This is a genomic window from Achromobacter seleniivolatilans (assembly GCF_030864005.1).
Taxonomy (GTDB): domain Bacteria; phylum Pseudomonadota; class Gammaproteobacteria; order Burkholderiales; family Burkholderiaceae_B; genus Achromobacter; species Achromobacter seleniivolatilans.
The window spans coordinates 5,022,180-5,046,107 of sequence record NZ_CP132976.1 but is presented as its reverse complement, the minus strand read 5'-3'; the positions used below and the strand labels follow the sequence as shown (position 1 = coordinate 5,046,107).

25 protein-coding genes are annotated in these 23,928 nt (G+C 62.9%); 17 read left to right on the top strand and 8 right to left on the bottom strand.

Features of this window, described 5'->3' with window-relative positions:
* Positions 1-11 precede the first annotated feature (11 nt).
* Positions 12-1,016, bottom strand: a complete 1,005-nt coding sequence (locus RAS12_RS22810) for an Lrp/AsnC family transcriptional regulator (protein WP_306941673.1) — start codon at positions 1,014-1,016, stop codon at positions 12-14.
* A 77-nt stretch (positions 1,017-1,093) separates the two neighbouring features.
* Here RAS12_RS22810 and RAS12_RS22805 point away from each other — a divergent pair, with 77 nt between their 5' ends.
* Both RAS12_RS22805 and RAS12_RS22800 read left to right on the top strand, forming a co-directional pair.
* Entirely contained in the window at positions 1,094-2,398 is a 1,305-nt protein-coding gene (locus RAS12_RS22805) for an MFS transporter (RefSeq protein ID WP_306941671.1), read from the top strand.
* A gap of 75 nt (positions 2,399-2,473) precedes the next feature.
* Positions 2,474-3,904, top strand: coding sequence for an amidase (locus RAS12_RS22800; protein ID WP_306941669.1), 1,431 nt, complete (start codon positions 2,474-2,476; stop codon positions 3,902-3,904).
* 101 nt (positions 3,905-4,005) lie between these two features.
* Here the strand turns inward: RAS12_RS22800 and metK are convergent, their stop codons facing one another.
* Positions 4,006-5,169 carry a methionine adenosyltransferase gene (gene metK / locus RAS12_RS22795; RefSeq protein ID WP_306951576.1) on the bottom strand — a complete coding sequence of 388 codons (1,164 nt, stop codon included), beginning with the start codon at positions 5,167-5,169 and terminating at the stop codon, positions 4,006-4,008.
* A 276-nt stretch (positions 5,170-5,445) separates the two neighbouring features.
* On the opposite strand from metK, the gene RAS12_RS22790 reads away from it, so the two are divergent.
* The 5 genes from RAS12_RS22790 (at position 5,446) to xerC (ending at position 9,950) form a co-directional block, all read left to right on the top strand.
* Positions 5,446-6,309: a lysophospholipid acyltransferase family protein gene (locus tag RAS12_RS22790; protein WP_306941667.1), complete on the top strand. Its 864-nt coding sequence runs from the start codon at positions 5,446-5,448 to the stop codon at positions 6,307-6,309.
* A gap of 72 nt (positions 6,310-6,381) precedes the next feature.
* Positions 6,382-7,272 (top strand): lysophospholipid acyltransferase family protein, encoded by an 891-nt coding sequence (locus RAS12_RS22785; protein ID WP_306941665.1) that lies wholly within the window; start codon positions 6,382-6,384, stop codon positions 7,270-7,272.
* 29 nt (positions 7,273-7,301) lie between these two features.
* Entirely contained in the window at positions 7,302-8,213 is a 912-nt protein-coding gene (dapF, locus tag RAS12_RS22780) for a diaminopimelate epimerase (protein ID WP_306941664.1), read from the top strand.
* A 4-nt stretch (positions 8,214-8,217) separates the two neighbouring features.
* The gene (locus RAS12_RS22775) at positions 8,218-8,895 is read left to right on the top strand and encodes a DUF484 family protein (RefSeq protein ID WP_306941662.1); all 678 of its coding nucleotides are present in this window, start codon (positions 8,218-8,220) and stop codon (positions 8,893-8,895) included.
* A gap of 23 nt (positions 8,896-8,918) precedes the next feature.
* Positions 8,919-9,950 (top strand): tyrosine recombinase XerC, encoded by a 1,032-nt coding sequence (xerC, locus tag RAS12_RS22770; RefSeq protein ID WP_306941660.1) that lies wholly within the window; start codon positions 8,919-8,921, stop codon positions 9,948-9,950.
* A 4-nt stretch (positions 9,951-9,954) separates the two neighbouring features.
* On the opposite strand, the gene RAS12_RS22765 is transcribed toward xerC, so the two are convergent.
* The 5 genes from RAS12_RS22765 to RAS12_RS22745 are packed head-to-tail and all read right to left on the bottom strand — an operon-like array spanning position 9,955 to position 14,272.
* Positions 9,955-11,061, bottom strand: coding sequence for a nickel/cobalt transporter (locus tag RAS12_RS22765; RefSeq protein WP_306941658.1), 1,107 nt, complete (start codon positions 11,059-11,061; stop codon positions 9,955-9,957).
* The gene (locus RAS12_RS22760; RefSeq protein WP_306941656.1) at positions 11,052-11,735 is read right to left on the bottom strand and encodes a DUF1007 family protein; all 684 of its coding nucleotides are present in this window, start codon (positions 11,733-11,735) and stop codon (positions 11,052-11,054) included. Before RAS12_RS22760 ends, RAS12_RS22765 begins: the two co-directional genes overlap by 10 nt.
* A complete protein-coding gene (locus RAS12_RS22755) occupies positions 11,696-12,667 on the bottom strand; it encodes a metal ABC transporter substrate-binding protein (protein ID WP_306941655.1) in 972 nt (323 codons plus the stop codon). The genes RAS12_RS22760 and RAS12_RS22755 overlap by 40 nt, the downstream gene beginning before the upstream one ends.
* A gap of 19 nt (positions 12,668-12,686) precedes the next feature.
* Positions 12,687-13,553 (bottom strand): metal ABC transporter permease, encoded by an 867-nt coding sequence (locus RAS12_RS22750; protein WP_306941653.1) that lies wholly within the window; start codon positions 13,551-13,553, stop codon positions 12,687-12,689.
* Complete coding sequence (locus tag RAS12_RS22745) at positions 13,550-14,272, bottom strand: metal ABC transporter ATP-binding protein (RefSeq protein WP_306951574.1); 723 nt, start codon at positions 14,270-14,272, stop codon at positions 13,550-13,552. The genes RAS12_RS22750 and RAS12_RS22745 overlap by 4 nt, the downstream gene beginning before the upstream one ends.
* Positions 14,273-14,611: 339 nt before the next feature.
* Here RAS12_RS22745 and RAS12_RS22740 point away from each other — a divergent pair, with 339 nt between their 5' ends.
* The 5 genes from RAS12_RS22740 (at position 14,612) to hslU (ending at position 19,328) form a co-directional block, all read left to right on the top strand.
* Complete coding sequence (locus RAS12_RS22740; RefSeq protein ID WP_306941650.1) at positions 14,612-15,118, top strand: Fur family transcriptional regulator; 507 nt, start codon at positions 14,612-14,614, stop codon at positions 15,116-15,118.
* 369 nt (positions 15,119-15,487) lie between these two features.
* Positions 15,488-16,612: a CobW family GTP-binding protein gene (locus RAS12_RS22735; RefSeq protein ID WP_306941648.1), complete on the top strand. Its 1,125-nt coding sequence runs from the start codon at positions 15,488-15,490 to the stop codon at positions 16,610-16,612.
* Positions 16,613-16,738: 126 nt separating this feature from the next.
* Positions 16,739-17,203, top strand: coding sequence for an RNA polymerase-binding protein DksA (dksA, locus tag RAS12_RS22730; RefSeq protein ID WP_006216410.1), 465 nt, complete (start codon positions 16,739-16,741; stop codon positions 17,201-17,203).
* A gap of 166 nt (positions 17,204-17,369) precedes the next feature.
* Positions 17,370-17,909, top strand: coding sequence for an ATP-dependent protease subunit HslV (hslV, locus tag RAS12_RS22725; RefSeq protein WP_306941634.1), 540 nt, complete (start codon positions 17,370-17,372; stop codon positions 17,907-17,909).
* Between the two features lie 84 nt (positions 17,910-17,993).
* Positions 17,994-19,328 carry an ATP-dependent protease ATPase subunit HslU gene (hslU, locus tag RAS12_RS22720; protein WP_306941632.1) on the top strand — a complete coding sequence of 445 codons (1,335 nt, stop codon included), beginning with the start codon at positions 17,994-17,996 and terminating at the stop codon, positions 19,326-19,328.
* Positions 19,329-19,403: 75 nt separating this feature from the next.
* On the opposite strand, the gene RAS12_RS22715 is transcribed toward hslU, so the two are convergent.
* Complete coding sequence (locus RAS12_RS22715) at positions 19,404-19,709, bottom strand: copper-binding protein (RefSeq protein WP_306941631.1); 306 nt, start codon at positions 19,707-19,709, stop codon at positions 19,404-19,406.
* A 208-nt stretch (positions 19,710-19,917) separates the two neighbouring features.
* Between RAS12_RS22715 and RAS12_RS22710 the strand changes: the two genes are divergently transcribed.
* The 5 genes from RAS12_RS22710 to rfbC are packed head-to-tail and all read left to right on the top strand — an operon-like array spanning position 19,918 to position 23,906.
* A complete protein-coding gene (locus RAS12_RS22710) occupies positions 19,918-20,472 on the top strand; it encodes a cob(I)yrinic acid a,c-diamide adenosyltransferase (protein ID WP_306941629.1) in 555 nt (184 codons plus the stop codon).
* Between the two features lie 50 nt (positions 20,473-20,522).
* Positions 20,523-21,593 (top strand): dTDP-glucose 4,6-dehydratase, encoded by a 1,071-nt coding sequence (rfbB, locus tag RAS12_RS22705; RefSeq protein ID WP_306941626.1) that lies wholly within the window; start codon positions 20,523-20,525, stop codon positions 21,591-21,593.
* Positions 21,590-22,486, top strand: coding sequence for a dTDP-4-dehydrorhamnose reductase (gene rfbD / locus RAS12_RS22700; protein ID WP_306941625.1), 897 nt, complete (start codon positions 21,590-21,592; stop codon positions 22,484-22,486). The genes rfbB and rfbD overlap by 4 nt, the downstream gene beginning before the upstream one ends.
* Positions 22,483-23,364 (top strand): glucose-1-phosphate thymidylyltransferase RfbA, encoded by an 882-nt coding sequence (rfbA, locus tag RAS12_RS22695; protein ID WP_306941624.1) that lies wholly within the window; start codon positions 22,483-22,485, stop codon positions 23,362-23,364. Before rfbD ends, rfbA begins: the two co-directional genes overlap by 4 nt.
* On the top strand, positions 23,364-23,906 hold the full coding sequence (gene rfbC, locus RAS12_RS22690; RefSeq protein ID WP_306941622.1) for a dTDP-4-dehydrorhamnose 3,5-epimerase: 543 nt from the start codon (positions 23,364-23,366) through the stop codon (positions 23,904-23,906). The genes rfbA and rfbC overlap by 1 nt, the downstream gene beginning before the upstream one ends.
* Positions 23,907-23,928: the final 22 nt, after the last annotated feature.

The window sequence follows — 23,928 nt, the reverse complement described above, 5'->3', positions numbered from 1 at the left end:
CAGAGGCCGGCTTAGCCGGCCTCTGTTTCCAGACGCGCGCCGGCGCGCACAATGCCGCAACGCTTGTGCGCGCGCATCACCACGCCGACTTCGCTGTTCAGCACCCCATCCAGCTCCCCCAGCCTGCGCGTGACGACGTCCCACAGATGCAGGCTGTCGCGGCACAGCACATGCCAGAACAATTGCGATGCGCCGCTTGTGCCGAACAGGCACCGCGTGTTCGGATCCAGCGCCAGATGCGCGGCCAAAGCATCTACGGCTTGCGGCCGCACCTGCACCGAGATCACGGCTTCGACTGGAAAGCCAACCAGTGCCGGTTCCACTTCCACGCGGAAACTCAGCGCGCGCCGCTCCACCAGATGCTGGAGCAGCCGTTGCGCGGTGGGTTCGCTGACGCTGGCCTGCTCAGCCAATTCAGCCAGACTGGCACGGCCGTCACGCATCAGATACGCCACGATGCGTTGTTCGGGTTCTGTCAACGCTGCGGGCGCTTGCGATTGCGGCGCATCCCCAGCGACATCTGGCTGGGCCTGGATGCGCCATTGGCCCGCGCGCCGGAACGGCCGCAACACCAGCCGGGCCTCGACATGTTCCACGCCGTCGATCGACGGCAGCACGCGCGTCACCACGTCCGGCATGTCTGCGGCGTCTGCCAGGGTCAATTCGGCCATCAGGTCCGCCGTCCCTGCGAGTGTCACCACCAGCTGACTGATGTCCAGCCGCGCCAGTTGTTCGGCCACTTCCGGCACGCGGCCGGAGCGGCAGCGGACCCAGGCGTGTAGAACGACGCCCCGGCTCATGGCCAGGGGGTCGGGTTCGGCAATGACGCGCAAGGCATCAACGTCCATCAGGCGCTTGAGCCGCCGGGCGACAGTCCGCTCGGCGATGCCGGTCGCCGCGCCCAGCTCTCGCCAGGACGCGCGGGGATCTGCCTGCAAGGCGATCAGACAGGCCAGATCTGTGTCATCGAGCGCTGGCATTAGGGGCTTACCCTTACTTGACGTGACTATATTCATTAATCTAACGTTCGCGCATTGATAAAAACACAAAATTAAACGGTCTTTTTGACCAAAAATAAATACCTGAGGACTTCATGAGCAGCTCATCCGCAACCCTGCGCCAGTCGCAGGGGGCATCCGCCGCCCCCGTGTCGCGTGCCCGCACGATCCTGGCCGGTAGTGTAGGCAATGCGGTCGAATGGTTCGATTGGACCATCTATGCATCCTTCGCCATCTTCTTTTCCAGCCAGTTCTTCCCGGACGGCAACGAAACCACCGCGCTGCTGGCCACCTTTGGCATTTTCGCCGTGGGCTTCTTCATGCGTCCGGTGGGCGGTTGGGTCCTGGGCATTTTCTCCGACCGTTACGGCCGCAAAGCCGCGTTGGGCCTGACGATTCTGATGATGGCAGGCGGTTCCCTGATCATCGCCATTACCCCCACCTACGCCACCATCGGCATCGCTGCCCCCTTGCTCTTGACCGCCGCGCGTTTGCTGCAAGGCCTGTCACTGGGCGGAGAGTATGCCTCGGCCACGACCTTTCTGGCGGAAATGGCGCCCCCGAACAAGCGCGGTTTCTATTCCAGCTTCGTCTTCTTCAGCGCCGCCGTGGGTATTTTGGCGGCTTCCGCTGTCGGCTGGGTGCTGACGTCGACGCTGACCAAGGCCGACATGGCGTCCTGGGGCTGGCGCATTCCGTTCCTGCTGGGCGCGTTTGGCGGACTGGCCGGCATGTGGATTCGCCGCTCCATCCCGGAAACCGAAGCGTTCTCGCACGCCAAGAAGGCCGGTGTGGAAAAGCAGCCGCTGCGCACCCTGTTGCGCGACCACCCGCGTGAAGTGCTGCGCATCGTGGGCTTTTCCATCCTGACCACGTTTGCGTTCTACATCTTTGTTGCTTACGTCCCCACCTACGCTATCCGCCAAGTGGGCGCCGATCCGAAGACCGCATTTGCCGCCAACACCGTCGCGCTGATCGTGTTCATGCTGGTGCAGCCGCTGTTTGGCATCTTGTCCGACCGCATTGGCCGCAAGCCGCAGCTGATCTTCTTTGCTGCCGGTTACCTGATCTTTTTCTATCCGCTGATGACCACGCTGGGCCCGTCGTTCAGCTCGATCCTGGCGGTGGAACTGTTCGGTCTGGTGCTGTATGCGATGTACACCTCGATCGCGCCGGCCATCATGTCCGAGCAGTTTCCCACCAGCGTGCGCGCTGTCGGTATCGGCGCGCCGTACAACCTGGTTGTCGCACTGCTGGGCGGCACCACGCCCTACCTGCTGACCTGGCTGCAAAGCAAAGGCATGGAACGCTGGTTCTTCTACTACGTGCTGGCAGGCGCCGTGATTACGCTGATCACGTTCATTCGCATGCCGGAAACCAAGGGCCAGTCCCTTAAGTAAAGACCACTCGCACCACGTGTAAACGCTTTCCGGCTCTGTCAGGGCCGGAAAGCTTTTTCTTTTCCCATGAGACCCATGTCAGAACAAGACCACACCGACCTGCATTTCCGAGACGCCCGCGAACTTGCCCGCGCCATCCGCCAACGTGAACTGAGCTCGCGCCAGATCACCACGCACTTTCTGGATCGCATCGAACGTGCGCCAGGATTGTCCGCGTTCAGCGAAGTCACGGCCGAACGTGCGTTGGCGCAAGCCGACGCCGCGGACCGGCTGCAAGATGCTGGCATCCTGATGGGGCCATTACATGGGGTGCCCGTAGCGGTAAAGGACAGCATCCAATGGGCTGGCACAACGGCTAGTGGCGGCTCGCAAACGCGGCGCAATGTCGTAAGCACTGACACAGCAGCGGCTGCGCAGACGCTGATGGCCCAAGGCATGGTCATCCTGGGCAAGACCCGCATGACCGAATTCGCCTTCGGATTGTCCGGCCAGAACCCAACGCAAGGCACTCCGCACAACCCGTGGGACGCCAATGTGGCTCGCGCGCCGGGTGGATCGTCCAGCGGCGCAGGCGTAGCCGTTGCGGCCGGACTGGCGCCGTTGGCCGTAGGCGGCGACACCGGCGGGTCCGTGCGCGCCCCGGCGGCGCTGAATGGAGTGGTGGGCTACAAGCCGTCTTCTGGCGTCATCAGCCGCGCCGGCTGCCTGCCCTTGTCGGACACGCTCGACGTCTTGGGTCCCATCACCCGCAACGTGGCAGATGCCCGGCTGCTGACGCAATTGCTGGCCGGTCCCGACGTCGACGACGCCGCCACGCTGGCGCTGCCAGCCGCCTGCATCACCTCGCTGCGACATCCCGCCGCGCCGCGCACGGGCACTATCGCTGTACTCGCGCCACAGGCCTGGCCAGCGTCCCTGACTGACGCCAGCCTGCGGGTATGGCATCAGGCTCAGGAACAGTTGGAACAAGCAGGCTTCACGCCCACGGTCTGGCATCCGCCCGCGTCCCTATCGTTCGCACGCATGGCCGATGACAACTCGCTGGTGTTGGCCTATGAGGCCTATCGCTACTACGGAGCCCTGGCCGAAAACCCGGCAGCGCCGCTGTGGGAAGTGGTGCGCACGCGTATCGCGGCAGGCGGGCGGATCGCGCAGGCCGATTATGTGGCCGCCTTGGTTCGCCGCCGCGCCGACATGGCCGCCTTCGCCGACGCCATGCAAGGGCTGGACGCCTTGCTGATGCCCGCTTGCGATCAGGGCGCGCAAGCGCTGGACAACGAAGACGTGCGCCACACCGGCTTGGGCAAGCTGCTGCGACCCGCCAACTTCCTGGGTGCGGCCGCCATCGCGCTGCCAGCCGGCTTGGACCAACAGGGCATGCCCATCGCGGTGCAATTGCTGGCGCCCGAAGGCGGCGACGCCGCGTTGCTGGACTGCGCGAGCGTCTTGGAACGCGTGCTGGCGCCCATCCCGCTTCGGCCTGATCTGTCGGCCTGGGGCCTCTGAAGGTATTTGGCGCGGCCGGCTAGGCGCGGCCGGCTAGGTGCGGCCCATGCAAAACGCCCCTGCAAAAACCTTGCAGGGGCGTTTTTTTGAACCAAGCCGCTTTACAGCGCCTTCTTCAGTTCCTGGACCTTGTCCGTCGATTCCCACGTGAATTCCGGTTCCGAACGGCCAAAGTGGCCATAAGCGGCGGTCTTCGTGTAGATCGGACGCAGCAGATCCAACATGTTCACGATGCCCTTCGGACGCAGGTCGAAGTGCTCGCGCACCAGCTTGGCGATCTGGTCGTCAGGGATGACGCCGGTGCCTTCGGTGTAGACGGTGATGTTGATGGGCTCGGCCACGCCAATGGCGTAGCTGACCTGCACTTGGCATTGACGCGCCAAGCCGGCGGCCACGATGTTCTTGGCCACATAGCGGGCGGCGTAAGCAGCCGAACGGTCCACCTTGGACGGGTCCTTGCCCGAGAACGCGCCGCCGCCGTGGGGGCAAGCGCCGCCGTAGGTGTCAACGATGATCTTGCGGCCGGTCAGGCCGCAATCGCCTTGCGGGCCGCCAATCACGAAGCGGCCGGTCGGGTTGACCAGGAACTTCGTTTGCGGCGTGATCAGGCCTTCGGGGAAGCTCGGCTTGATGATGTCTTCGACCACGGCTTCGCGGATGGTCTCTTGCGTGACTTCCGGCGCATGCTGGGTCGACAGCACCACGGTATCGACTTCGGCCGGGCGGCCGTCGACGTAGCGGAACGTCACTTGCGACTTGGCATCCGGACGCAGCCACGGCAGGCGGCCATCCTTGCGCAGTTCGCTCTGGCGCTGCACCAGACGGTGCGCGTACCAGATCGGAGCGGGCATCAGGTCGGGCGTTTCATCGCACGCGTAGCCGAACATCAGGCCTTGGTCGCCAGCGCCCTGGTTCAGGTAGTCTTCCGAGCTGCGGTCCACGCCTTGGGCGATGTCCGGCGATTGCTTGTCGTAAGCAACCAGCACGGCGCAACCCTTGTAGTCGATGCCGTACTCGGTGTTGTCGTAGCCGATACGACGGATCGTATCGCGCGCGACCTGGATGTAATCCACGTTGGCGGTGGTGGTAATTTCACCAGCCAGCACGACCAGGCCCGTGTTGCACAGCGTTTCGGCTGCAACGCGCGCGTTGGGATCTTGCGTGAAGATGGCGTCGAGGATCGCGTCGGAAATCTGGTCGGCTACCTTATCGGGGTGCCCTTCAGAGACGGATTCAGAGGTAAAGAGAAAATCGTTATTGGCCACAGATGCGTCCTTAGTGTCCGGCTTGGCCGGCGCATAGGTTCTCAAGGCGCGTTGCGCCCCGGAATGCATAACTTAGCTACTCTGGGCGCGACGCTTTAGCGGATTTGGCACGGCCCACGCATGGCGTCAGACCCTTGCCGTCGCCCCGCAAGTTGTCGGTTAACTCGGCGACTGAGCGCATTTTAAGCGAAAATGCCGTTCTTATGCTCGTGCCGGGGGTCTAAACATATACCCCGAGTACCGGCATGACCCTGCCCGTTCTCACCCATTTGCCGAATGCTGCTCGCTCTGTTCAGACTCTTCGCCGCACTTCCCCTACCCGTTGCGCACGCCATCGGGCGTATGGCTGGACGCGCTGTTTATGCGTGGCCGGGCAAATACCGGCGGCGCCTTCAGGCCAACGCGGCCCAGGCGGGCTACCCCGGCGCGGCCTTCGCCCGGCAGGCGGCGGCGGAAACCGGCGCCATGATCCTGGAGAATCCCAGGGTCTGGTTCCGCAATGAAAAAAGCCTGGCTCAGGTGGTGTCGGACGACAACGACATCGTGACCGCCGCCCGCGCGGAAAAACGCGGCATTCTGTTCCTGACCCCACATTTGGGCTGCTTCGAAATTACCGCCCGCTACCTGGCGCGCCAGATGCCGATGACGGTCATGTTCCGTCCCCCACGCAAGGACATCCTGGCTCCGCTGCTCGAAACGGCGCGCAACAGCTCCGCCGTCAACGCGGTTCCGGCCACCATGCAAGGCGTCCGCGAATTCGTGCGCGCCCTGCGCCGTGGCGAATCGGTGGGCATGCTGCCCGACCAGGCCCCCGGCGTCGGCGACGGCGTGTGGGCGCCGTTCTTCGGACGCATGGCGTACACCATGACCCTGCCCGGCAAGCTCGCCAGCCAGACTGGCGTGCCCATCATCCTGACTGCGGGCGAACGCCTGCCCAACGGACGCGGCTGGCGTATCCACTACGTGCGGGTGCCAGAGCCTCTGCCTGCCGATCCCGCAGCCCAGGCCGCCTTGCTCAACGCCGCCATGGAAACCCTGATCCGGCGCTGCCCTACCCAGTATCTCTGGAGCTACAACCGCTACAAGACCCCGCGCGGCGCCCCGCCAGCACCCACCGCCGACACGGCGCCGCCCGCTTAAGGCCCCCCAGCGCGCCCCGCAGCAGTCCCACGGCCACCGCCGCCGATTACGCAGTCCGCTCTTAACTTACTCATGAACGACTTCAAAACGCGCTCGCTGGTCTCCTTGCTGAAATGGTTCGCCCGCATCAAGCCGTCTACACGTCAACGCATCGGAGCCTGCCTTGGGTGGCTTGCACCGCGCCTGGCCAGATCGCGCGCACACATCGTGCGCCGCAATCTGGCGCTGTGTTTTCCTGAACAGCCCGAGTCTGTCCGCGAACAATGGCTCGCCGACCATTTCCGGGCCTTGGCGCAAACCATCGTGGACCGCGGTGTGCTTTGGTATGGCACCGAAGAACAGGTCAAAGAAATGGTCACGCAGACCGGCGCCGAACTCGCCAACGAGCTGGTCGCGCAGGGCCGCTCCGTGATCCTTCTGGCCCCGCACTTTGTTGCCCTGGACGCCACCGCGACCCGGCTGACGATGGTGTTCCCCAGTGCCGCCACCATGTACACCCCGCAAAGCGATCCTGGCATCGACGCAATCGTGGCTGCGGGCCGGGCCCGTTTCAATGAGGTCCACCTCGTCAGCCGCAAGGACGGCGTGCGCGGGCTGATCCGCCATCTGCGGGCGCCGCGTCCGGTCTATTACCTGCCCGACATGGATTTTGGCCGCCAAGGCTCGGTCTTCGTACCGTTCTTTGGCGTCCCGGCAGCCACGCTGCTGGCTACCGCCCAACTGGCCAAAAAATGGGATGCCGTGGTGCTGCCCATTGTTGGATTCTGGAACCCGGAGACCGGCCGCTACCATGTAGACGTGCTGCCGCCGCTCAAAGACTTCCCGGGTGAAGACACACTGGAAGAGGCCACCGCCAGGCTCAACCGCGAGCTGGAAACCTGGGTGCGCCGCTGCCCCAGCCAGTACTACTGGGTTCATCGCCGCTTCAAGACGCGCCCGCCTGGCGAACCGAAAGTCTATTGAACGGCTGGCGGGGCGCCTGGGCTCCAATAATGGGCGATAATCCGGTGATGAACTGGAACTTCACCAAAATGCATGGCGCTGGCAACGATTTCGTCGTGCTCGACGGGGTCCGCCAGACCATCGAAATGACGCCCGAACGCGCACGCGCGTTGGGCGACCGGCACTTTGGCATCGGCGCCGACCAGATCTTGCTGGTTGAACGCGCCACCCGGCCAGACGCCGACTTCCGCTACCGCATTTTCAATTCGGACGGCAGCGAGGTCGAACACTGCGGCAACGGCGCGCGTTGCTTCGTGCGTTTCGTGCACGAACAAGGCCTATCCGACCGCAACCCGCTGCGCGCTGAAATCGCCACGGGCATCCTCGTTCTGGACGAAGGCGACGATGAGCAAGTCACGGTCGAAATGGGCAGCACCCGATTCGATCCCCCCGCCCTGCCCTTTGACACCGCTGGCCTGGCTTCGCAACGCGAAGGCGAAGACACGCTGTGGGAATTGCCGCTGGACGCGCCCGCCGGTCTGCCGGCCACAGTCCTGCTGTCCGCCGTGGCCATCTCCAATCCGCACGCGGTGCAGGTTGTGGACAACGTCGACACGGCTCCCGTCGCCATCCTGGGACCGTTGATCGAAACCCATCCGCGCTTCGCGCGCCGGGTCAACGCCGGGTTCATGCAAGTGGTGGACCGCCACAATATCCGCCTGCGCGTGTTTGAACGCGGCGCGGGCGAAACCCTGGCTTGCGGCACCGGCGCCTGCGCCGCAGTCGCCGCAGGCATCCGCCGCGGCCTGCTTGAGTCCCCCGTTCGCGTGCAAACGCGCGGCGGCGTGCTCACCATCGCCTGGAACGGCGAACAACTGCGCATGACGGGCCCAGCCGAGTCCGTCTTCACGGGGCAAGTCGACATCGACAAGCTCGTCTTCTCCATGGCGCTGAACCGCTGACCCTATGACTGATACCGCTTTCACCGCTCAGAACATCGCCGCCTTCCTGCAAGAACATCCCGGCTTTTTCGACGAGCACGCTGAAGTCTTCGCGACCTTGCAGGTGCCGCATCCGCACGGCTCGCGCGCCATCTCGTTGGGTGAACGCCAGATTCTGACGCTGCGCGAACGCAACCGCGAATTGGAATGGCGCTTGAACGAACTCGTGCGCAACGCCAATGCCAATGAAAGCATCGGTACACACGTCGCCAAGTGGTGCAGCCGGCTGCTGTCGGAAAACGACGCGCAGCGCGTACCCGGTGAAATCGCGTTGGGCTTGGCGGAACAGTTCGACCTGAACCACGTGGCGCTGCGCCTGTGGAATCTGTCCGACCAGCCAGCTACCGGTTATGGCGAACCCGTTTCGCAAGACGTGCGCACCTTCACCGACAGCCTGAAGACGCCGTACTGCGGCACCGACACTGACTTTGAAGCGGCTGGCTGGCTCGACAGCCGCCCCAAGTCGCTGGCCCTGGTGCCGCTGCGCCTGGAAGCCGACGGCCCAGCCGTCGGTCTGCTGGTCTTGGGCTCGGACGACGCCGAACGCTTCACCCCTGAAATGGGCACGGCATTCCTGGAATCCATCGGCCAACTGGCTTCGGCCGCGCTGCACCGGCTGAATCCGGCCTCCCCGAAGGCCTAGCGCAACACGCAGGGCGGGCGAACATGAGCAATGCAAAGCCAGACGTGAACCCGCCCGACGCTCCGCAGGCCGAATCGAGTTCGGCCTCCGCCCTGCCCGATCCGATGTGCGCCTGGCTGCGGCATCTGGAAACCAACCGCCGCTATTCCCCCCACACGCTGGACGGGTACCGCCGCGAATTGCACTTCCTGCACGAACTCGCCGGCCGCGCCCGCCTGCCGCTGGACAAGATTTCCAACGGCCACATCCGCCAGTTCGTCGCACGTTTGCACGCCCAGGGCCGCGGCCCTCGCAGCCTGGCCCGCACCCTGGCCGCCTGGCGCGGCTTCTATCAATGGTGGGCGCCTGCTCTTGAGCTGACCGGCACGCCGTTGGCCGGCAATCCCGTGGCTGGCGTGCGTGCGCCCAAGGCCCCACGCGGCTTGCCCAAGGCGCTATCCGTCGAACAAACCCAGGCGTTGCTGGACCGCCCCCCGGCCCGCCTTGCGACCGAACCCGCTGCGCTGCGCGACCAGGCCATGTTTGAATTGCTGTATTCCAGCGGACTGCGGCTATCCGAGTTGGTCGGGCTGGATCTGCGCTATACGCGCTCTGCCGACTATGAATCACGCGGCTGGCTGAAGCTGGAAGAGGCTGAAGTTGAAGTGCTGGGCAAGGGCGGGAAACGCCGTTCCGTACCCGTCGGTCAAACTGCCGTGGCAGCCTTGCGCAAATGGCTGGACGCGCGTCCGCAACTGGCGCCCGCCACCTCCCAACCCGAGGACGCGGCAGCTTTGTTCCTGGGCGCTCGCGGGCGGCGTATCTCGCCGCGAGTCGTGCAGTTGCAATTGGCGCACATCGCACAAGAAGCCGGCCTGCCCACGCACGTGCACCCGCACGTGCTGCGCCACAGCTTTGCCAGCCACGTCCTGCAATCCACCCAGGATCTGCGTGCCGTGCAAGAAATGCTCGGTCACGCCAATATCTCGACGACCCAGATCTACACCCGCCTGGATTTCCAGCATCTGGCCAAGGCCTACGATCAGGCGCACCCACGGGCCGGCCGCAAGTCCTGACGCGTCAGCCCCCGCCGGCCACCATGCCGCCCAAGAGCAGGAGCCCAAGCAACAGCACCGCCAACGCCGCAAGCGCTTCCACGCTGTAGCGCAACCGTGCAGCGCCCGTGCCGGACAGCCGGCTGCCCAAGCGTGTGGCCGCGCCACCGGCCGCGACCGCCAGGCAGGCCAGCGCCGCCACCGTCAGCCCCGTGCCCAGCCCCATTGCCAAGGCGGACGCCACACCCGCTAAGAAAAAGCCTTGCGACAAGGCGAACACCAGCACGATCAGCGCGCCGCTACACGGCCGCAAACCCACAGCCAGAATCGCCGAACCGGCCCGCCGCCAATTCATCGGCCCCGCTACCTGTTCCGGGTCGGGCACATGGGCGTGTCCGCAACCGCAGTCGTGATCGTGATGATGGTCGGGGTGATGTGCGTCGACGTGGGCGTGTTGCCCCCCATTGCCAGCCGCGTGCGGCGCCTGCGCTTGCACCGTGATTGCCCGCAGCGCCGCAGCGCCCTTCAACACAGGCGTAGCCACTGGCGTGGCGGCCATCGCAGGTCGCCGCCGCAGCAACGGCCGAATCGCTTTGATCCAGACCAGCCAAGCCCCCAGCAGCGTGACCAACGCATACGACGCCAGCTCAAGCCAGCGCGTGGCATTGTTCATGGTGGCGGCCGTGGCGTTGAACACCAGCGCCAGTACCGCCACCATCAGGATTGCCACCACCGCCTGGATCAGCGCCGACGCCAACGCCAGCAGCGCGCCATTGCGGGCGGTTTGCCGATTGGCCAACACATAAGACGAAATGACTGCCTTGCCATGGCCGGGGCCCAGCGCATGAAACACGCCATAGGCGAAAGACAGTCCAATCAAAGTCCAGGCCGCGCCGCCCTCTGCCTGCCAGGCGCGCACGGCTCCAGTCAGTTGCCTATAAAAATGGCTCTGCCACACGGACACCTGGCCAAAGAAACTGGCCAGCCACCCTGGCCCGCCCATGCCCGCGCTGCTTTCCGGCACGCCAAAGGGATGCGCCCCCTGGGCAACTGCTGCGCCCATCCACGCCACGCCACTGCACAACAACAGCACGGACAGCAAGGCTGCGGCACGGACCCGAGCTACGGGCATCGCACCTCGATGCGATGCGTCAGCCCCTTGGTGATGGCAAACAGTTCGTCCGGCAACGCGTCGGGGTCGGCCGGAATTTCGGCCAATTGCTGCATGGTCTTCCAATCCAATTCCTTGGGCTTGCGATAAGCGGTGGTGCACGCGGCGGCTTGCGGGCCGGCCAACGACACGGCGCCCTTTGCGTCAAAGGCATACGCCACAAAATAGGTGGGATCGTAGATATCCACCTGCGCCCCATCCGCGCCCAACGCAAGCGGCTGGGCCAGCGGCAAAGTGAAGGACAGCGTCAACCGCGTGGTCTTCGGGTTCCAGTCGACGCGCGCGTCGCGTGGCGCCGCGAAGGCCGCCATCTTGCCGTCCACCGTGACTCGCGTGAAGTAGTGCGAAATCGGCTCACCCAACGCCGTCATCCAGTCCCGCGCCATGCCTTCAAGAGCATCGGGCCGCAACGAACCGTCGCGGCCCTTCTTCATGCCTTGTGTCGCGTAGGCGCCAAACATTTCATCAAACAACCAGACCTGCCGGACGGCGGTAATGCGCTTGTCCGCATCCACTTCAATCGCCGCACGCGCATCGATCCACATATGCGGGTGCGCGCTGGCGGCGCCTGCCGCCAGCAAGGCCGTCGCGGCGGTCAGGGCTGCAAGGCCGCGGCGAGTTGACGTACGTTCCATTCAAACATTTCCAGATAAGTGGCGCCGGATTGTCCGGGCTTGGACAACGCATCGGAATAAAGCGTACCACCCACCTTGGCGCCCGTCTCGCGCGCAATTTGCTGCACCAGTTTTGGGCTGGTGATGTTCTCAACAAACACCGCAGGCACGCGCTCGCGTTTGACCTGTTCGATGATGCTGGCCACTTCGCCTGCCGATGGCTCGGCGTCCGTCGACACGCCCATTGCCGAAATAAAAGTCACACCGTAGGCATCGCCGAAATAGCCGAACGCGTCGTGTGAAGTCACGACCTTGCGGCGCTCTGCGGGAATGGCGGAAAACGTACTCTTCGCGGTGGCGTCCAGCGTTTGCAGCCGCGCAATATACGCCTGGGCGCGCTGACGATAAGCGTCCGCGTGCGCCGGGTCGGCAGCGGCCAGACCTTCCGCCACGTTGCGCGCATAGATCACGCCATTGGCCAGGCTCTGCCAGGCATGGGGATCCAAGTCGCCATGAGAGTGATGATCGTCTTTGTGGTCGTGAGCGTGGCCATGATCGTGATCGTCATGCTTGTCATCGCCATGGCCCGCAAACTTGCGCGGCGTCACACCTTGCGACGCGACCACAGTCTGCCCCGCAAACCCTGAGGCCTTCTGCAGCCTGGGCAACCAAGTCTCGAAATCCAGACCGTTCACAAACAGCACGCGAGCAGCGGACAATTTTTTCGCATCCCCCGGCGTGGGTTCATATTCGTGCGCATCACCATCGGGTCCGACCAGCGTTGTCAGGCTGACATCATTCCCCCCCACTTCGCGCACGATATCCCCCAGGATGGAAAAGCTGGCCACGGCCTTCAATGGCTCGGCGGCATGCGACACGCCAAAGGCGGCCGACAGGCACAGGCCGGCCACGGCCAAGAGCGCGCGGCGGCGCGCAGGCAGAATGGAACGCATAGCGAATCTCCTAATGAACTCAGGCCCGGCGCGTACGGCGCGACGCCCGCAGCAGCCCGCCTTGCGGACCGCCTACGATGGAAAACAGGTAACAGACGCCAGCCGCCAGAATGATCGAGGGCGAGGCCGGCACATTGAAGTGATAAGAAACGAGCAGGCCGCTGACCGAGGCCAATACGCCGACACCCGCGGCAAGCGGGATCTGTTTGGCCGCCGAGCGGACCCAGAATCGTGCAGCAGCGGCCGGCAGCATCATGATGCCGACCACCATCAGGGTGCCCAGCACCTGGAAGCCTGCGACCAGGTTGACGACAACCAGCACCAGAAACCCCATATGGACCCAACCGCCGCTTCCGCCGCTTGCGCGCAGAAACCCCGGGTCCAGACATTCGGCTACCAGCAAGCGGTAGATGGCGGCCAGCACCAGCAGGGTCACGCTGGCCGTGATGGTGACCAGCAGCAGCGACGCATCATCCAGCCCCAACACCGTGCCGAACAGCACGTGCAACAAGTCCATATTGGAGCCGCGCAGCGAGACCAGCAGCACGCCCAAACCCAGCGAGATCAGATAGAAGGCTGCAAAACTGGCGTCCTCGCGCAACGGCGTGAGGCGGGCCACCAGCCCCGCCAACAGCGCCACGGCCAGTCCGGTCGCAACGCCGCCCAGCATCATTGCGCCCAGTGACAAACCCGACAGCAGAAAACCGGCGGCCACACCCGGCAGAATGGCGTGCGACATGGCATCGCCCATCAGGCTCATGCGCCGCAACACCAGAAACACGCCCAAAGGCGCAGCGCCCAAAGACAGGGCGCAGGCGCCCGCCAGCGCGCGCCGCATGAATCCAAAATCAAGAAAGGGCGATACCACCCACTGTGCGAGACTCATTGGCAGGCTCCCGCATGCCAATGGCGCGCCCGCTTCAGATGCGCGTCGTTCAGGGTGTCTGGCGTATTACCCCACGCCACCACCGAGCCGCATAGAAGCAAGCAATCCGGAAAGTGATCCCGCACCAGATCCAAATCGTGCAGCACCGCAATCACCGTCCGGCCCTGACCATGCAACCCGCATAACAATGCCATCAGGTCATCTGCCGTATGGCTGTCGACGGCAGCAAACGGCTCGTCCAGCAGCAGCACCGGCGCATCCTGCACCAGCATCCGGGCAAACAAAGTTCGCTGCATCTGTCCGCCCGACAAAGTGTCTACGCCGCGTCCCGCAGCGTCCGCCAAACCGACGGTTTCCAGCGCATCCATGCAACGGTCCAGCTCTACACCGGCAAACCGCCGCCAACCGCCAACCCGGCGCCAGGCACCCATCGCCACCAAGTCCAACACCGATACCGGGAAGGATCGATCCAGTTCGGCGGCCTGCGGCAGCCAGGCCAATTCGGACCGGCCCCCGCCGCTGATGCGCACACTGCCGGTCATGGGGCGCAACACGCCCATGATGCCTTTGATGAGCGTCGACTTGCCCGCGCCGTTTGGGCCAACCACGGCCGTCATGCCACCCGCGGCAAAGCGCCCGGACACCGACTTCAGCGCGGCATGACCGTGCCATCCAAAAGACGCGTCGGCCAGTTCAATCGTGATGGGCGCCGCGCTCACCGCGGCCACCAATCCAATGCCCACCCAGTCAGCGCCCACAGCGCCAAGGCGGCAAGCAGCGCAAACGCCATGCGCCGCCAGGCGGAGACCAGAAATGCAGAACGGGGCGGGGGGGCTTGCCGCGATGCAGCGCCAGGCCGCGCGGGCAGAAGCGAAAAGTGAGACATAAGGAAACGCAGGGCGAACCGCAAAGAAAAGCCGTGAAGCCAGAATTCATTATGTTATATCATAACCATACTTGCTTGATTCCGCCGCATTCGCCCGCATAAGAAGGTTTTCTGCTACCTTCCAGGCATCTCGCGCGCGTTGCGCGCGTCTTCCATTCAGATAAAGCCCGCCATGCCCGCTCCGCCCCGTTCCCCCCGCAGCGACACCGTAGGCGCCCAGCTCAGCGTCGCCGAGACGTTGTGTGAGCAACGCGGACGCCGCCTGACCCCCATCCGCCGCAAGGTGCTGGAATTGCTGTTGCGTCACGGACGCAGCTTGAAGGCGTACGAATTGCTGGACGCCATGCGCGCCGTACACCCCGGCGCCGCGCCTCCGACCGTATATCGCGCCCTGGACTTTCTGATGGACGAAGGCCTGATACACCGGCTGGACGCCGTCAACGCCTGGAGCGCCTGTCATGACGCCGGCGGCGCCCCGCATGACCTGCTGGTAGTCTGTACAGGTTGCGGCGCAGTGGCCGAAATTTCCGATCCCGCCATGAGCCGCCAACTGGCCGAACGTGTCGCCCAAACGGGTTACGCCCTGGCCACGCACGAAACGGAAATCCGAGCGCTGTGCCCTCAATGCCAGCAGAAACAACCGGCGGACGCCGGGCATGACCACCATCATCATCATTAAGCATTAACCACGCCGGCGGATCTCATCCGCCGGGTGCAACATGCCAGCCACATGGCCGGCTTGCAGGCCGCCAATCTCAAGGGCGGGTTCCACCCTTGAAATTCGGAAATCCGCCCCAAAATAGTGATATCGCCCGATACTTGACGGTGTACAGCCGCGATCCGGACAGCTATCGCCCCTGGGTTGACCCGGGGTTTGCCCCCTGCCCCCGACTGTGCTGTAATCCTGCGTCCGGCCGCTATCGGCGGCTTACGCAGCCTGTGGCAAACATCATCCGGCAGCCTTGCAACACACCCTGCCGGGTCTTCGTAAGACACCTTTTTTCGGGTCTTATGTTTAACGCCTTGACTTCACGCTAGCAGCTTCGCCATGAACACCCCGCGCAGTTTGGACAAAATGGTTCCCGTCACCATCCTCACCGGTTTTCTCGGTGCGGGAAAGACCACCCTGCTCAAACGTATCCTGACCGAATTTCACGGCCGCCGCGTTGCGGTCATCGAAAACGAATTCGGACCGGAAAGCATCGACAACGACCTGCTTGTGCAAGACAGCGATGAAGAAATCATCGAACTGTCCAACGGCTGCGTCTGCTGCACGGTGCGTGGCGATTTGATGCGCACCCTGTCCGAGCTGCGCGTCAAACGCGAAGCCGGCGAACTGAAATTTGAACGCGTCATTCTGGAAACGACTGGCATGGCCAACCCCGGCCCCGTCTGCCAGACGTTCTTCATGGATGACGACATCGCCGAGTACTACCGCCTGGATGCGGTGGTTACCGTGGTTGATGCCAAGCACGGCATGGCCACCCTCGACGCGCAGCCCGAAGCCCAGAAGCAGGTCGGTTTTGCCGATCGCATCCTGATCTCGAAGCGAGACCTGGTCAACGAAGTCGACTACGAAGCGCTGCGCCACCGCCTGGTTCACATGAACCCGCGCGCGCCGATCACGCCGGTCAACTTCGGCGAAGTCGACCTGAAGTCCATCATCGACATCAGCGGCTTCAATCTGAATTCCATTCTGGACATCGACCCGCAGTTCCTGGCCGATGAACACCCCGACGCCGCCCATGACCATGGTCATGACCACGGACACGATCACGGCCATGACCATGACCATGACCATGATCACGACCATGAAGGCGATTGCGGGGCGCAATGCAATCATGCCCACCATCATCACCATCACCAGCACGACGACGAAATCGGCGCGTTTGTGTTCCGTTCCAACAAGCCGTTCGATCCCGCACGTCTTGAGGAATTCCTTGGCGGCGTTGTGCAGGTCTATGGTCCCGACCTGATGCGCTACAAGGGCATCCTGTACATGAAGGGCATCAACCGCCGCATGTTGTTCCAGGGTGTACACATGATGATGGGCGCCGAACCCGGCAAGCCGTGGACCGCGGCCGAAAAACCGTCCACCAAGATGGTATTCATCGGACGTAAGCTGCCCCAGGAGATTTTCACCCGGGGCTTGGAGCAGTGCCTGGCGGGGTAATCCCCCTTCCCGACGTGACGCAATGCGACGAAGGCAGTACTGTGAGGTACGGATAGCGTAGTCAACCAGCAACACGGACCGGGAAAGGACGCCCGCGCCAGGATCGATTCATAGTGGAGTGTTTTCATGGCTACCAAGGCAGCAACCAAAAAATCAAGCAAGTCGACGAGCGATACGGCGATTGATCTGCCCAGCGAGAAGGAATTGCTGGCCATGCCCGAGTCCGACTATATGAATGAACGCCAACTGGCTTTCTTCAAAGAACGGCTCAAACAACTCGAACAGGACATCCTGGCCAACGCCGGCGAGACCACTGAGCACCTGCGCGAAACGCAGTTCGTGCCCGATCCCGCCGACCGCGCAACCATCGAGGAAGAACACGCCCTGGAGCTGCGCACCCGCGACCGCGAGCGCAAGCTGCTGAAGAAGGTGCAACAGTCCATCGCCCGCATCGACAGCGGCGAATACGGCTGGTGTGAAGAAACGGGCGAACCCATCGGCGTACCCCGCCTGTTGGCGCGCCCCACGGCCACCCTGTCGCTGGAAGCGCAGGAACGCCGCGAAATGCGCCAAAAGCTGTACGGCGACTAATCCGTCCCGTTATTTTGGCCATGCCTGAAGGGCTATGCTGGTTTCCGGCATAGCCTTTTTTATTTGGCAGCAAGCACTCGAAGCGCGCGCGGCGTGGGGGCAAGGTCCCTTTTCCCTTGATTTCCGCATAACCGCCCCCAGCTAGTTCTTTCAAAGGAAGGAACGCATGGAACAATTTCACGCCACCACCATCTTGTGTGTACGCCGCGGCAATCGCGTCGCGCTCGGCGGCGACGGCCAGGTCACCCTGGGCAACATCGTCGTCAAGGGCACGGCCCGCAAGATCCGCCGTCTGTACCACGACAAGATACTGGCCGGTTTCGCCGGCGCCACTGCTGATGCCTTCACGCTGCAGGAACGCTTCGAAGCGAAGCTGGAAAAGCATCAGGGCAATTTGATGCGTGCGGCGGTCGAACTGACCCGCGACTGGCGCACCGACCGCGTCCTGCGCCGGCTGGAAGCCATGCTGATCGTGGCCGACGCCGAACACACGCTGGTGCTGACCGGCAACGGCGACGTGCTGGAACCCGAGCATGGCCTGGCTGCCATCGGCTCCGGCGGCGCCTACGCCCAATCGGCCGCACTGGCGCTGCTGCGCAACACCGAGCTGCCACCTGAAGTCGTCGTCAAGCAATCGCTGGAAATCGCCGGCGACCTCTGCATCTACACCAATCAGAACCACGTCATCGAAACGCTGGGTGACTGACGCCCGTCACGCGGTGCGCGGGGCTTCCCCCCTTGCGCCGCGGCCGTCTCCCCAGCCCGCCACCAGCTTCAAGGATTCGCCCTCATGTCCGCATCCAACATGACGCCCGGAGAGATCGTCTCCGAACTCGACAAGTACATCGTCGGCCAGAACCGCGCCAAGCGCGCGGTTGCCGTGGCGCTACGCAACCGCTGGCGCCGCCAGCAGGTCGCCGAGCCTCTGCGCCAAGAGATCCACCCCAAGAACATCCTGATGATCGGCCCCACCGGCGTGGGCAAGACCGAAATCGCTCGCCGACTGGCCAAGCTGGCCAACGCGCCCTTCATCAAGATCGAAGCCACCAAGTTCACCGAAGTGGGCTACGTCGGCCGCGACGTCGACACCATCATCCGCGACTTGACCGAATACTCGATCAAGCAAACGCGTGAATTGGAAATGCGCCGCGTGCGCACCCAGGCCGAAGACGCCGCCGAAGACCGCATCCTGGACGCCCTGGTGCCGCCCGCGCGCGGCGCCTCCGGCGAGCCGGAACGCGGCGAAGACAACAGCGCCCGCCAGACCTTCAGGAAGCGCCTGCGCGAAGGCAAGATCGACGATCTGGAAATCGAGATCGAAGTCGCCCAAGCCGCGCCGCAAATGGACGTCATGGCGCCCCCCGGCATGGAAGAGATGGCCGAGCAGCTGCGCGGCATGTTCGCCGGCATGGCGCGTGACAAGAAAAAACCCAAGAAAATGAAGGTGCGTGAAGCCTTCAAGCTGATCGTCGACGAAGAAGCCGCCAAGCGCGTCAACGAAGAAGATCTGCGCACCGTGGCCATTAACAATGTCGAACAGAACGGCATTGTCTTCCTGGACGAAATCGACAAGATTGCGGCCCGCCAGGAGTCCGGCGGCGCCGACGTGTCGCGCCAGGGCGTGCAGCGCGATCTGCTGCCGCTGGTTGAAGGCACCACCGTCAACACGCGTTACGGCATGGTTCGTACCGATCACATCCTGTTTATCGCCTCTGGCGCTTTCCACCTTGCCCGCCCGTCGGATTTGATTCCGGAACTGCAAGGCCGCTTCCCGATCCGCGTTGAACTGGAATCGCTGACCGCCGAAGACTTCGTCCGCATTCTGTCCGACACGGACGCGTCCCTGACCAAGCAGTACACGGCGCTGATGGCCACCGAAGACGTGCAGCTGGAATTCACCGAAGAAGGCGTGCGCCGCCTGGCCGAGCTGGCTTTCGACGTGAACGAAACCACTGAGAACATCGGCGCCCGCCGCCTGTACACCGTGATGGAAAAGTTGCTGGACGAACTGTCGTTTGACGCTACCGCCAGCAGCGACAAGAGCGTGAAGATCGACGCGGCCTACGTGAACGCGCAACTGGCAGAAGCCGCCAGCAGCCAGGACCTGGCGCGCTACGTGCTGTAACCCGCGCCCTCCATCTGGCAAAACGCCGTTTATCGCAATGCGATAAACGGCGTTTTTTCCTGGCGGCGGTATTGATCAGTTCGCGATCGCCGTCACGACGTATTTCCCATCCTTGCGGGTAGCCGTGAAGCGGACCTTGTCGCCCGCCTTGATCTTGACCAGCAAGGCAGGATCGGCGTCATAGACCAACGTCATCGCAGGCAGGTCCAACGCCTTGATTTCGTCATGCTTGATCGTCACCTTGCCTGCAGCGGGGTCTACCCGGCGGACTTCTCCGCTCGCATCGGCTTGTTGGGCGAACGCCAGCGGCGCAGCCACCGTAACAACCGCTATCGCGGCAGCGACAGCCATGGGCATTGCATATTTGCGGTCAAAAGCCATACGGCATCCTCCATTGACAGCGAAAGCCGGCGGCCGGAACCTGCACCGTACCTGCTTTCCACAATGCTAGGATACCGCCGTTATGAAACAGTTCCGGCAGTAGAACGAAACAGTTCTGACCGATGTTTGCGAACCTGCCCCGCTTGGCCGTAAATGCTTACCGCCTGACGCAAACCTGCCTTCTTCCACACCCCAATCAGGAATTTCCATGGCCAACCGCTTATCTGTCATTGCCACCCGCACGGGGGACGACGGCACAACTGGCCTGGGGGACGGATCACGCACGCCGAAGGATGCCCCCAGAATCGCCGCAATGGGCGATGTAGATGAGCTGAACAGCGTCATCGGCCTGCTGCTGACAGAATCCCTGCCAGCCGACATATCCACAGATCTCCTGACGATTCAACACGACCTGTTCGACATGGGCGCCGAGCTTTGCATTCCAGGCCATACGGCCGTCAAAGACGAGCAGATCGCGCACCTGGATGCGCGCCTGGCCCACTACAACGCCGCTCTGCCGCCCCTGCGCGAATTCATCCTGCCTGGCGGTACGCGTGGCGCTGCACAAGCCCACGTGGCGCGTACGGTGTGCCGGCGCGCAGAACGCGCCGTGGTGGCGTTGGCAAAAGTGGACAATGTGAACCCGCCGGTCCGCCAATATTTGAACCGGCTGTCAGACCTGATGTTCGTGCTGGCGCGTTGTATAAACCAGCATGCAGGGCAGAAAGATACGTTTTGGGCAGGCGCCCAGGCGCGCCGATAGTCCACAGCCGGGACTGATCAGCCGCCATCAGTCGTAAAGGCTTGAGGTATATGAGTATTCTTGTCACCGGCGGTGCCGGCTTCATCGGTTCCAACTTCGTGTTGGACTGGCTTGCGCATCACAACGAGCCGGTCGTCACGCTGGATAAGCTTACGTATGCAGGCAACCTGGACAATCTTGCATCCTTGCAAGACGATCCGCGACACGATTTTGTCCAAGGCGACATCGCTGACCAAGACGCGATGTTGCGCCTGCTGCAGGCTCACCAACCGCGCGCCCTGATCAACTTTGCCGCCGAGACCCATGTCGACCGCTCCATTGCCGACCCGGGCTCATTTGTCCAAGCCAATATTGTTGGCACCTTCCATTTACTTGAAGCGGCTCGCCATTACTGGACGGCGCTAGACGGCAGCGCCAAAACTGATTTCCGCTTTTTGCACGTCTCAACCGACGAGGTTTACGGCTCGCTCGCCGCTGGCGATCCGCCATTTACGGAGCAGACCTGTTACGCGCCGAACAGCCCCTATTCGGCAAGCAAGGCAGCCAGCGATCATCTGGTCCGCGCATACCATCAGACCTACGGTCTGCCGGTATTGACGTCGAATTGTTCTAACAACTACGGTCCGCTGCAATTTCCCGAGAAACTGATTCCGCTGGTGATTCACAACGCATTCGCCGGCAAACCGCTGCCTATCTACGGCGATGGATTGCAGCGCCGCGATTGGCTTTACGTGGGCGACCATTGCGATGCCATACGCAGAATGCTTGAAGCCGGCGTGCCAGGGGCCACCTATAACGTAGGCGGTTGGAATGAAAGGACCAACCTGGAAGTCGTCCACGGCCTGTGCACGCTGCTTGATGAACTCAGCCCACGGGCAGACGGGCATTCCTACGCGACGCAAATCGTCCATGTCACGGACCGCCCGGGCCATGACCGCCGCTACGCCGTAGACGCCACCCTGCTACAACGCGAACTGGGATGGATACCCGCGGAGACTTTTGATTCCGGCATCCGGAAAACGGTCCGCTGGTATCTGGATCATCCGCAGTGGGTGGCGCGCATAACAAGCGGCGCCTATCGCCAGCCACCAGCTGGCTGCGCACAGGCAGAAACCGCGTGAAAATTCTCCTGTTTGGCAAAGATGGGCAGATCGGCCGCCACTTGCGGGGTTTGTTGCCCACGCTTGGGGAGCTGGCAGCATTGGGACGCGACGATGTGGATCTCCGTGACCAGAACGCCTTGATGCTGGCGCTGTCGGTGCACCGTCCTGACGTGATCGTGAATGCCGCAGCCTATACGGCCGTAGACCAAGCGGAAACCGATCAGGACACAGCCACGCAGGTCAACGTGTTGGCGGTATCCACATTGGCCAGCTATGCAAAAAATGCTGGCGCGCTACTGGTGCACTATTCCAGCGACTACGTATTCGATGGCGAGAAATCGCTGCCTTATACGGAAGCCGATGCCCCCAATCCTTTGAATGTTTATGGGGCAACCAAGCTGGCGGGCGAGTCTGCGATTCTGCAGAGCGCTTGTGATGCCCTTATCCTGCGTTGCAGTTGGGTATATTCGTCGCAAGGCAAAAACTTCCCGGCCACGATTCTTCGACTTGCGCGCACCCGGCAAGAGCTCGACGTCGTAGCGGATCAGCATGGCACCCCGACGTCAGCCGCGCTGATCGCCGACGTCACCACGATGGCAATCCAACAGCACCGCAAAGACGCCTTGGCCTCTGGCATCTACCATCTGGCCGCTGCCAGCGACACCACCTGGCACGCGTTCGCCCAGTATCTGGTTGCCGGAGCGGCGGCGCGCGGCGCCGTCCTTGCGCTGTCGCCTGATCGGATTCGCGCCATCGCGTCAAAAGACTATCCAACCGCAGCGCGCCGCCCGCACAATTCACGGCTGGACGCGACGCGGCTTTCGCACGCGCTCGGCATTCAACCTGACTCCTGGAACGTCTACGCAGACCGCGTACTGGATCAACTTTTCAAACGCGGAGGTGCCGCATGAGGCGCAAAGGCATCGTGCTGGCCGGCGGCTCTGGCGAGCGGCTGTACCCGGCGACGCTGGCAATGAGCAAGCAATTGCTGCCGGTCTTTGATAAACCCATGATCTATTACCCGCTGACCACACTGATGCTGGCGGGCATCCAGGACATTCTGATCATTGCGACGCCGCAGGACGCCCCTCGGTTTCAACAGCTGCTCGGAGACGGGTCGAAGTGGGGGCTGAACCTCAGCTATGCGGTTCAGCCGTCGCCCGACGGTCTGGCCCAGGCGCTCATCATCGGCGCGCCATTTATCGGCCAAGGCCCGTCTGCACTGGTGCTGGGAGACAACGTCTTCTATGGGCACGAACTGCCCAAGCTGCTGCAAAATGCCAATGCGCGCACGGACGGCGCCACCGTCTTCACCTACCATGTGCAAGATCCGGAACGCTACGGCGTCGCGGAATTTGATCGGGACGGCAACGTGCTGTCCATCGAAGAAAAGCCGGTCAAACCTCGATCAAACTATGCGGTGACCGGGCTGTATTTCTATGACAACGATGCCGTCGATTTCGCCAGCAGTATCCGGCCGTCCGCGCGCGGCGAACTCGAAATCACTGATCTGAACCAGCGTTATCTGGAACAAGGCCGCCTTGCCGTGGAGATCATGGGGCGCGGCTTTGCATGGCTGGACACCGGCACGCACGAATCGTTGCTGGAAGCCAGCCAATTCATCGCGACCCTGGAACATCGCCAGGGCCTTAAAGTCGCCTGCCCGGAAGAAATCGCTTTCCGGCAAAAATGGATTACGGCTGAAGCGCTGGAAAAGCTGGCCGCCCCACTCGCTAAGAGTGGTTACGGCAAATACCTGATTCGCATTTTGGTGGACAAGGTGTTCTGATGAAAGTCATCCAACAAACCATTCCCGATGTGCTGATTTTGGAACCCCGAGTCATGACAGATGACCGTGGCTTCTTTTTCGAGAGTTTCAATCAGGCTGCGTTCGAAGCATGTACCGGCTTGCAGCGCCGCTTCGTACAGGACAATCACTCGCGTTCCGCCAAGGGCGTGTTACGCGGCTTGCACTATCAAGTGCAGCAACCACAAGGGAAACTGGTGCGTGTATGCGCTGGAGAGATTTTTGATGTCGCCGTCGACTTGCGCCGCGCCTCACCTACATTCGGGCAATGGACCGGTGCGGTGCTCAGCGCGGACAACAAGCGCCAGCTGTGGATACCCGAAGGATTTGCGCACGGCTTCCTGGCGGTGTCAGAGTGGGCCGAGGTCTTATACAAGACCACCGAATACTACGCGCCGCAACACGAGCGGTGCATACGCTGGGATGACGCCACACTGGCAATAGCCTGGCCTTGGAAGGACACGCCGTTGCTATCCGCAAAGGATTTGAAGGGCGTATCTTTGAACAACGCGGAAACCTGCTGAACCCAGCAGGTTTCCGCGCAGA

What these genes read in the sequence shown, in the direction of transcription:
- RAS12_RS22735 (WP_306941648.1), top strand. Translation starts at nt 15,488, where the DNA reads ATGAACACCCCGCGCAGTTTGGACAAAATGGTTCCCGTCACCATCCTC.
- RAS12_RS22790 (WP_306941667.1), top strand. Translation starts at nt 5,446, where the DNA reads ATGCTGCTCGCTCTGTTCAGACTCTTCGCCGCACTTCCCCTACCCGTT.
- RAS12_RS22785 (WP_306941665.1), top strand. Translation starts at nt 6,382, where the DNA reads ATGAACGACTTCAAAACGCGCTCGCTGGTCTCCTTGCTGAAATGGTTC.
- RAS12_RS22715 (WP_306941631.1), bottom strand. Translation starts at nt 19,709, where the DNA reads ATGGCTTTTGACCGCAAATATGCAATGCCCATGGCTGTCGCTGCCGCG.
- RAS12_RS22750 (WP_306941653.1), bottom strand. Translation starts at nt 13,553, where the DNA reads ATGAGTCTCGCACAGTGGGTGGTATCGCCCTTTCTTGATTTTGGATTC.
- rfbA (WP_306941624.1), top strand. Translation starts at nt 22,483, where the DNA reads ATGAGGCGCAAAGGCATCGTGCTGGCCGGCGGCTCTGGCGAGCGGCTG.
- dapF (WP_306941664.1), top strand. Translation starts at nt 7,302, where the DNA reads ATGGGCGATAATCCGGTGATGAACTGGAACTTCACCAAAATGCATGGC.
- RAS12_RS22775 (WP_306941662.1), top strand. Translation starts at nt 8,218, where the DNA reads ATGACTGATACCGCTTTCACCGCTCAGAACATCGCCGCCTTCCTGCAA.
- hslV (WP_306941634.1), top strand. Translation starts at nt 17,370, where the DNA reads ATGGAACAATTTCACGCCACCACCATCTTGTGTGTACGCCGCGGCAAT.
- RAS12_RS22760 (WP_306941656.1), bottom strand. Translation starts at nt 11,735, where the DNA reads ATGGAACGTACGTCAACTCGCCGCGGCCTTGCAGCCCTGACCGCCGCG.
- rfbB (WP_306941626.1), top strand. Translation starts at nt 20,523, where the DNA reads ATGAGTATTCTTGTCACCGGCGGTGCCGGCTTCATCGGTTCCAACTTC.
- RAS12_RS22710 (WP_306941629.1), top strand. Translation starts at nt 19,918, where the DNA reads ATGGCCAACCGCTTATCTGTCATTGCCACCCGCACGGGGGACGACGGC.
- RAS12_RS22765 (WP_306941658.1), bottom strand. Translation starts at nt 11,061, where the DNA reads ATGCCCGTAGCTCGGGTCCGTGCCGCAGCCTTGCTGTCCGTGCTGTTG.
- dksA (WP_006216410.1), top strand. Translation starts at nt 16,739, where the DNA reads ATGGCTACCAAGGCAGCAACCAAAAAATCAAGCAAGTCGACGAGCGAT.
- RAS12_RS22810 (WP_306941673.1), bottom strand. Translation starts at nt 1,016, where the DNA reads ATGAATATAGTCACGTCAAGTAAGGGTAAGCCCCTAATGCCAGCGCTC.
- xerC (WP_306941660.1), top strand. Translation starts at nt 8,919, where the DNA reads ATGAGCAATGCAAAGCCAGACGTGAACCCGCCCGACGCTCCGCAGGCC.
- rfbC (WP_306941622.1), top strand. Translation starts at nt 23,364, where the DNA reads ATGAAAGTCATCCAACAAACCATTCCCGATGTGCTGATTTTGGAACCC.
- RAS12_RS22740 (WP_306941650.1), top strand. Translation starts at nt 14,612, where the DNA reads ATGCCCGCTCCGCCCCGTTCCCCCCGCAGCGACACCGTAGGCGCCCAG.
- RAS12_RS22755 (WP_306941655.1), bottom strand. Translation starts at nt 12,667, where the DNA reads ATGCGTTCCATTCTGCCTGCGCGCCGCCGCGCGCTCTTGGCCGTGGCC.
- hslU (WP_306941632.1), top strand. Translation starts at nt 17,994, where the DNA reads ATGTCCGCATCCAACATGACGCCCGGAGAGATCGTCTCCGAACTCGAC.
- RAS12_RS22800 (WP_306941669.1), top strand. Translation starts at nt 2,474, where the DNA reads ATGTCAGAACAAGACCACACCGACCTGCATTTCCGAGACGCCCGCGAA.
- RAS12_RS22805 (WP_306941671.1), top strand. Translation starts at nt 1,094, where the DNA reads ATGAGCAGCTCATCCGCAACCCTGCGCCAGTCGCAGGGGGCATCCGCC.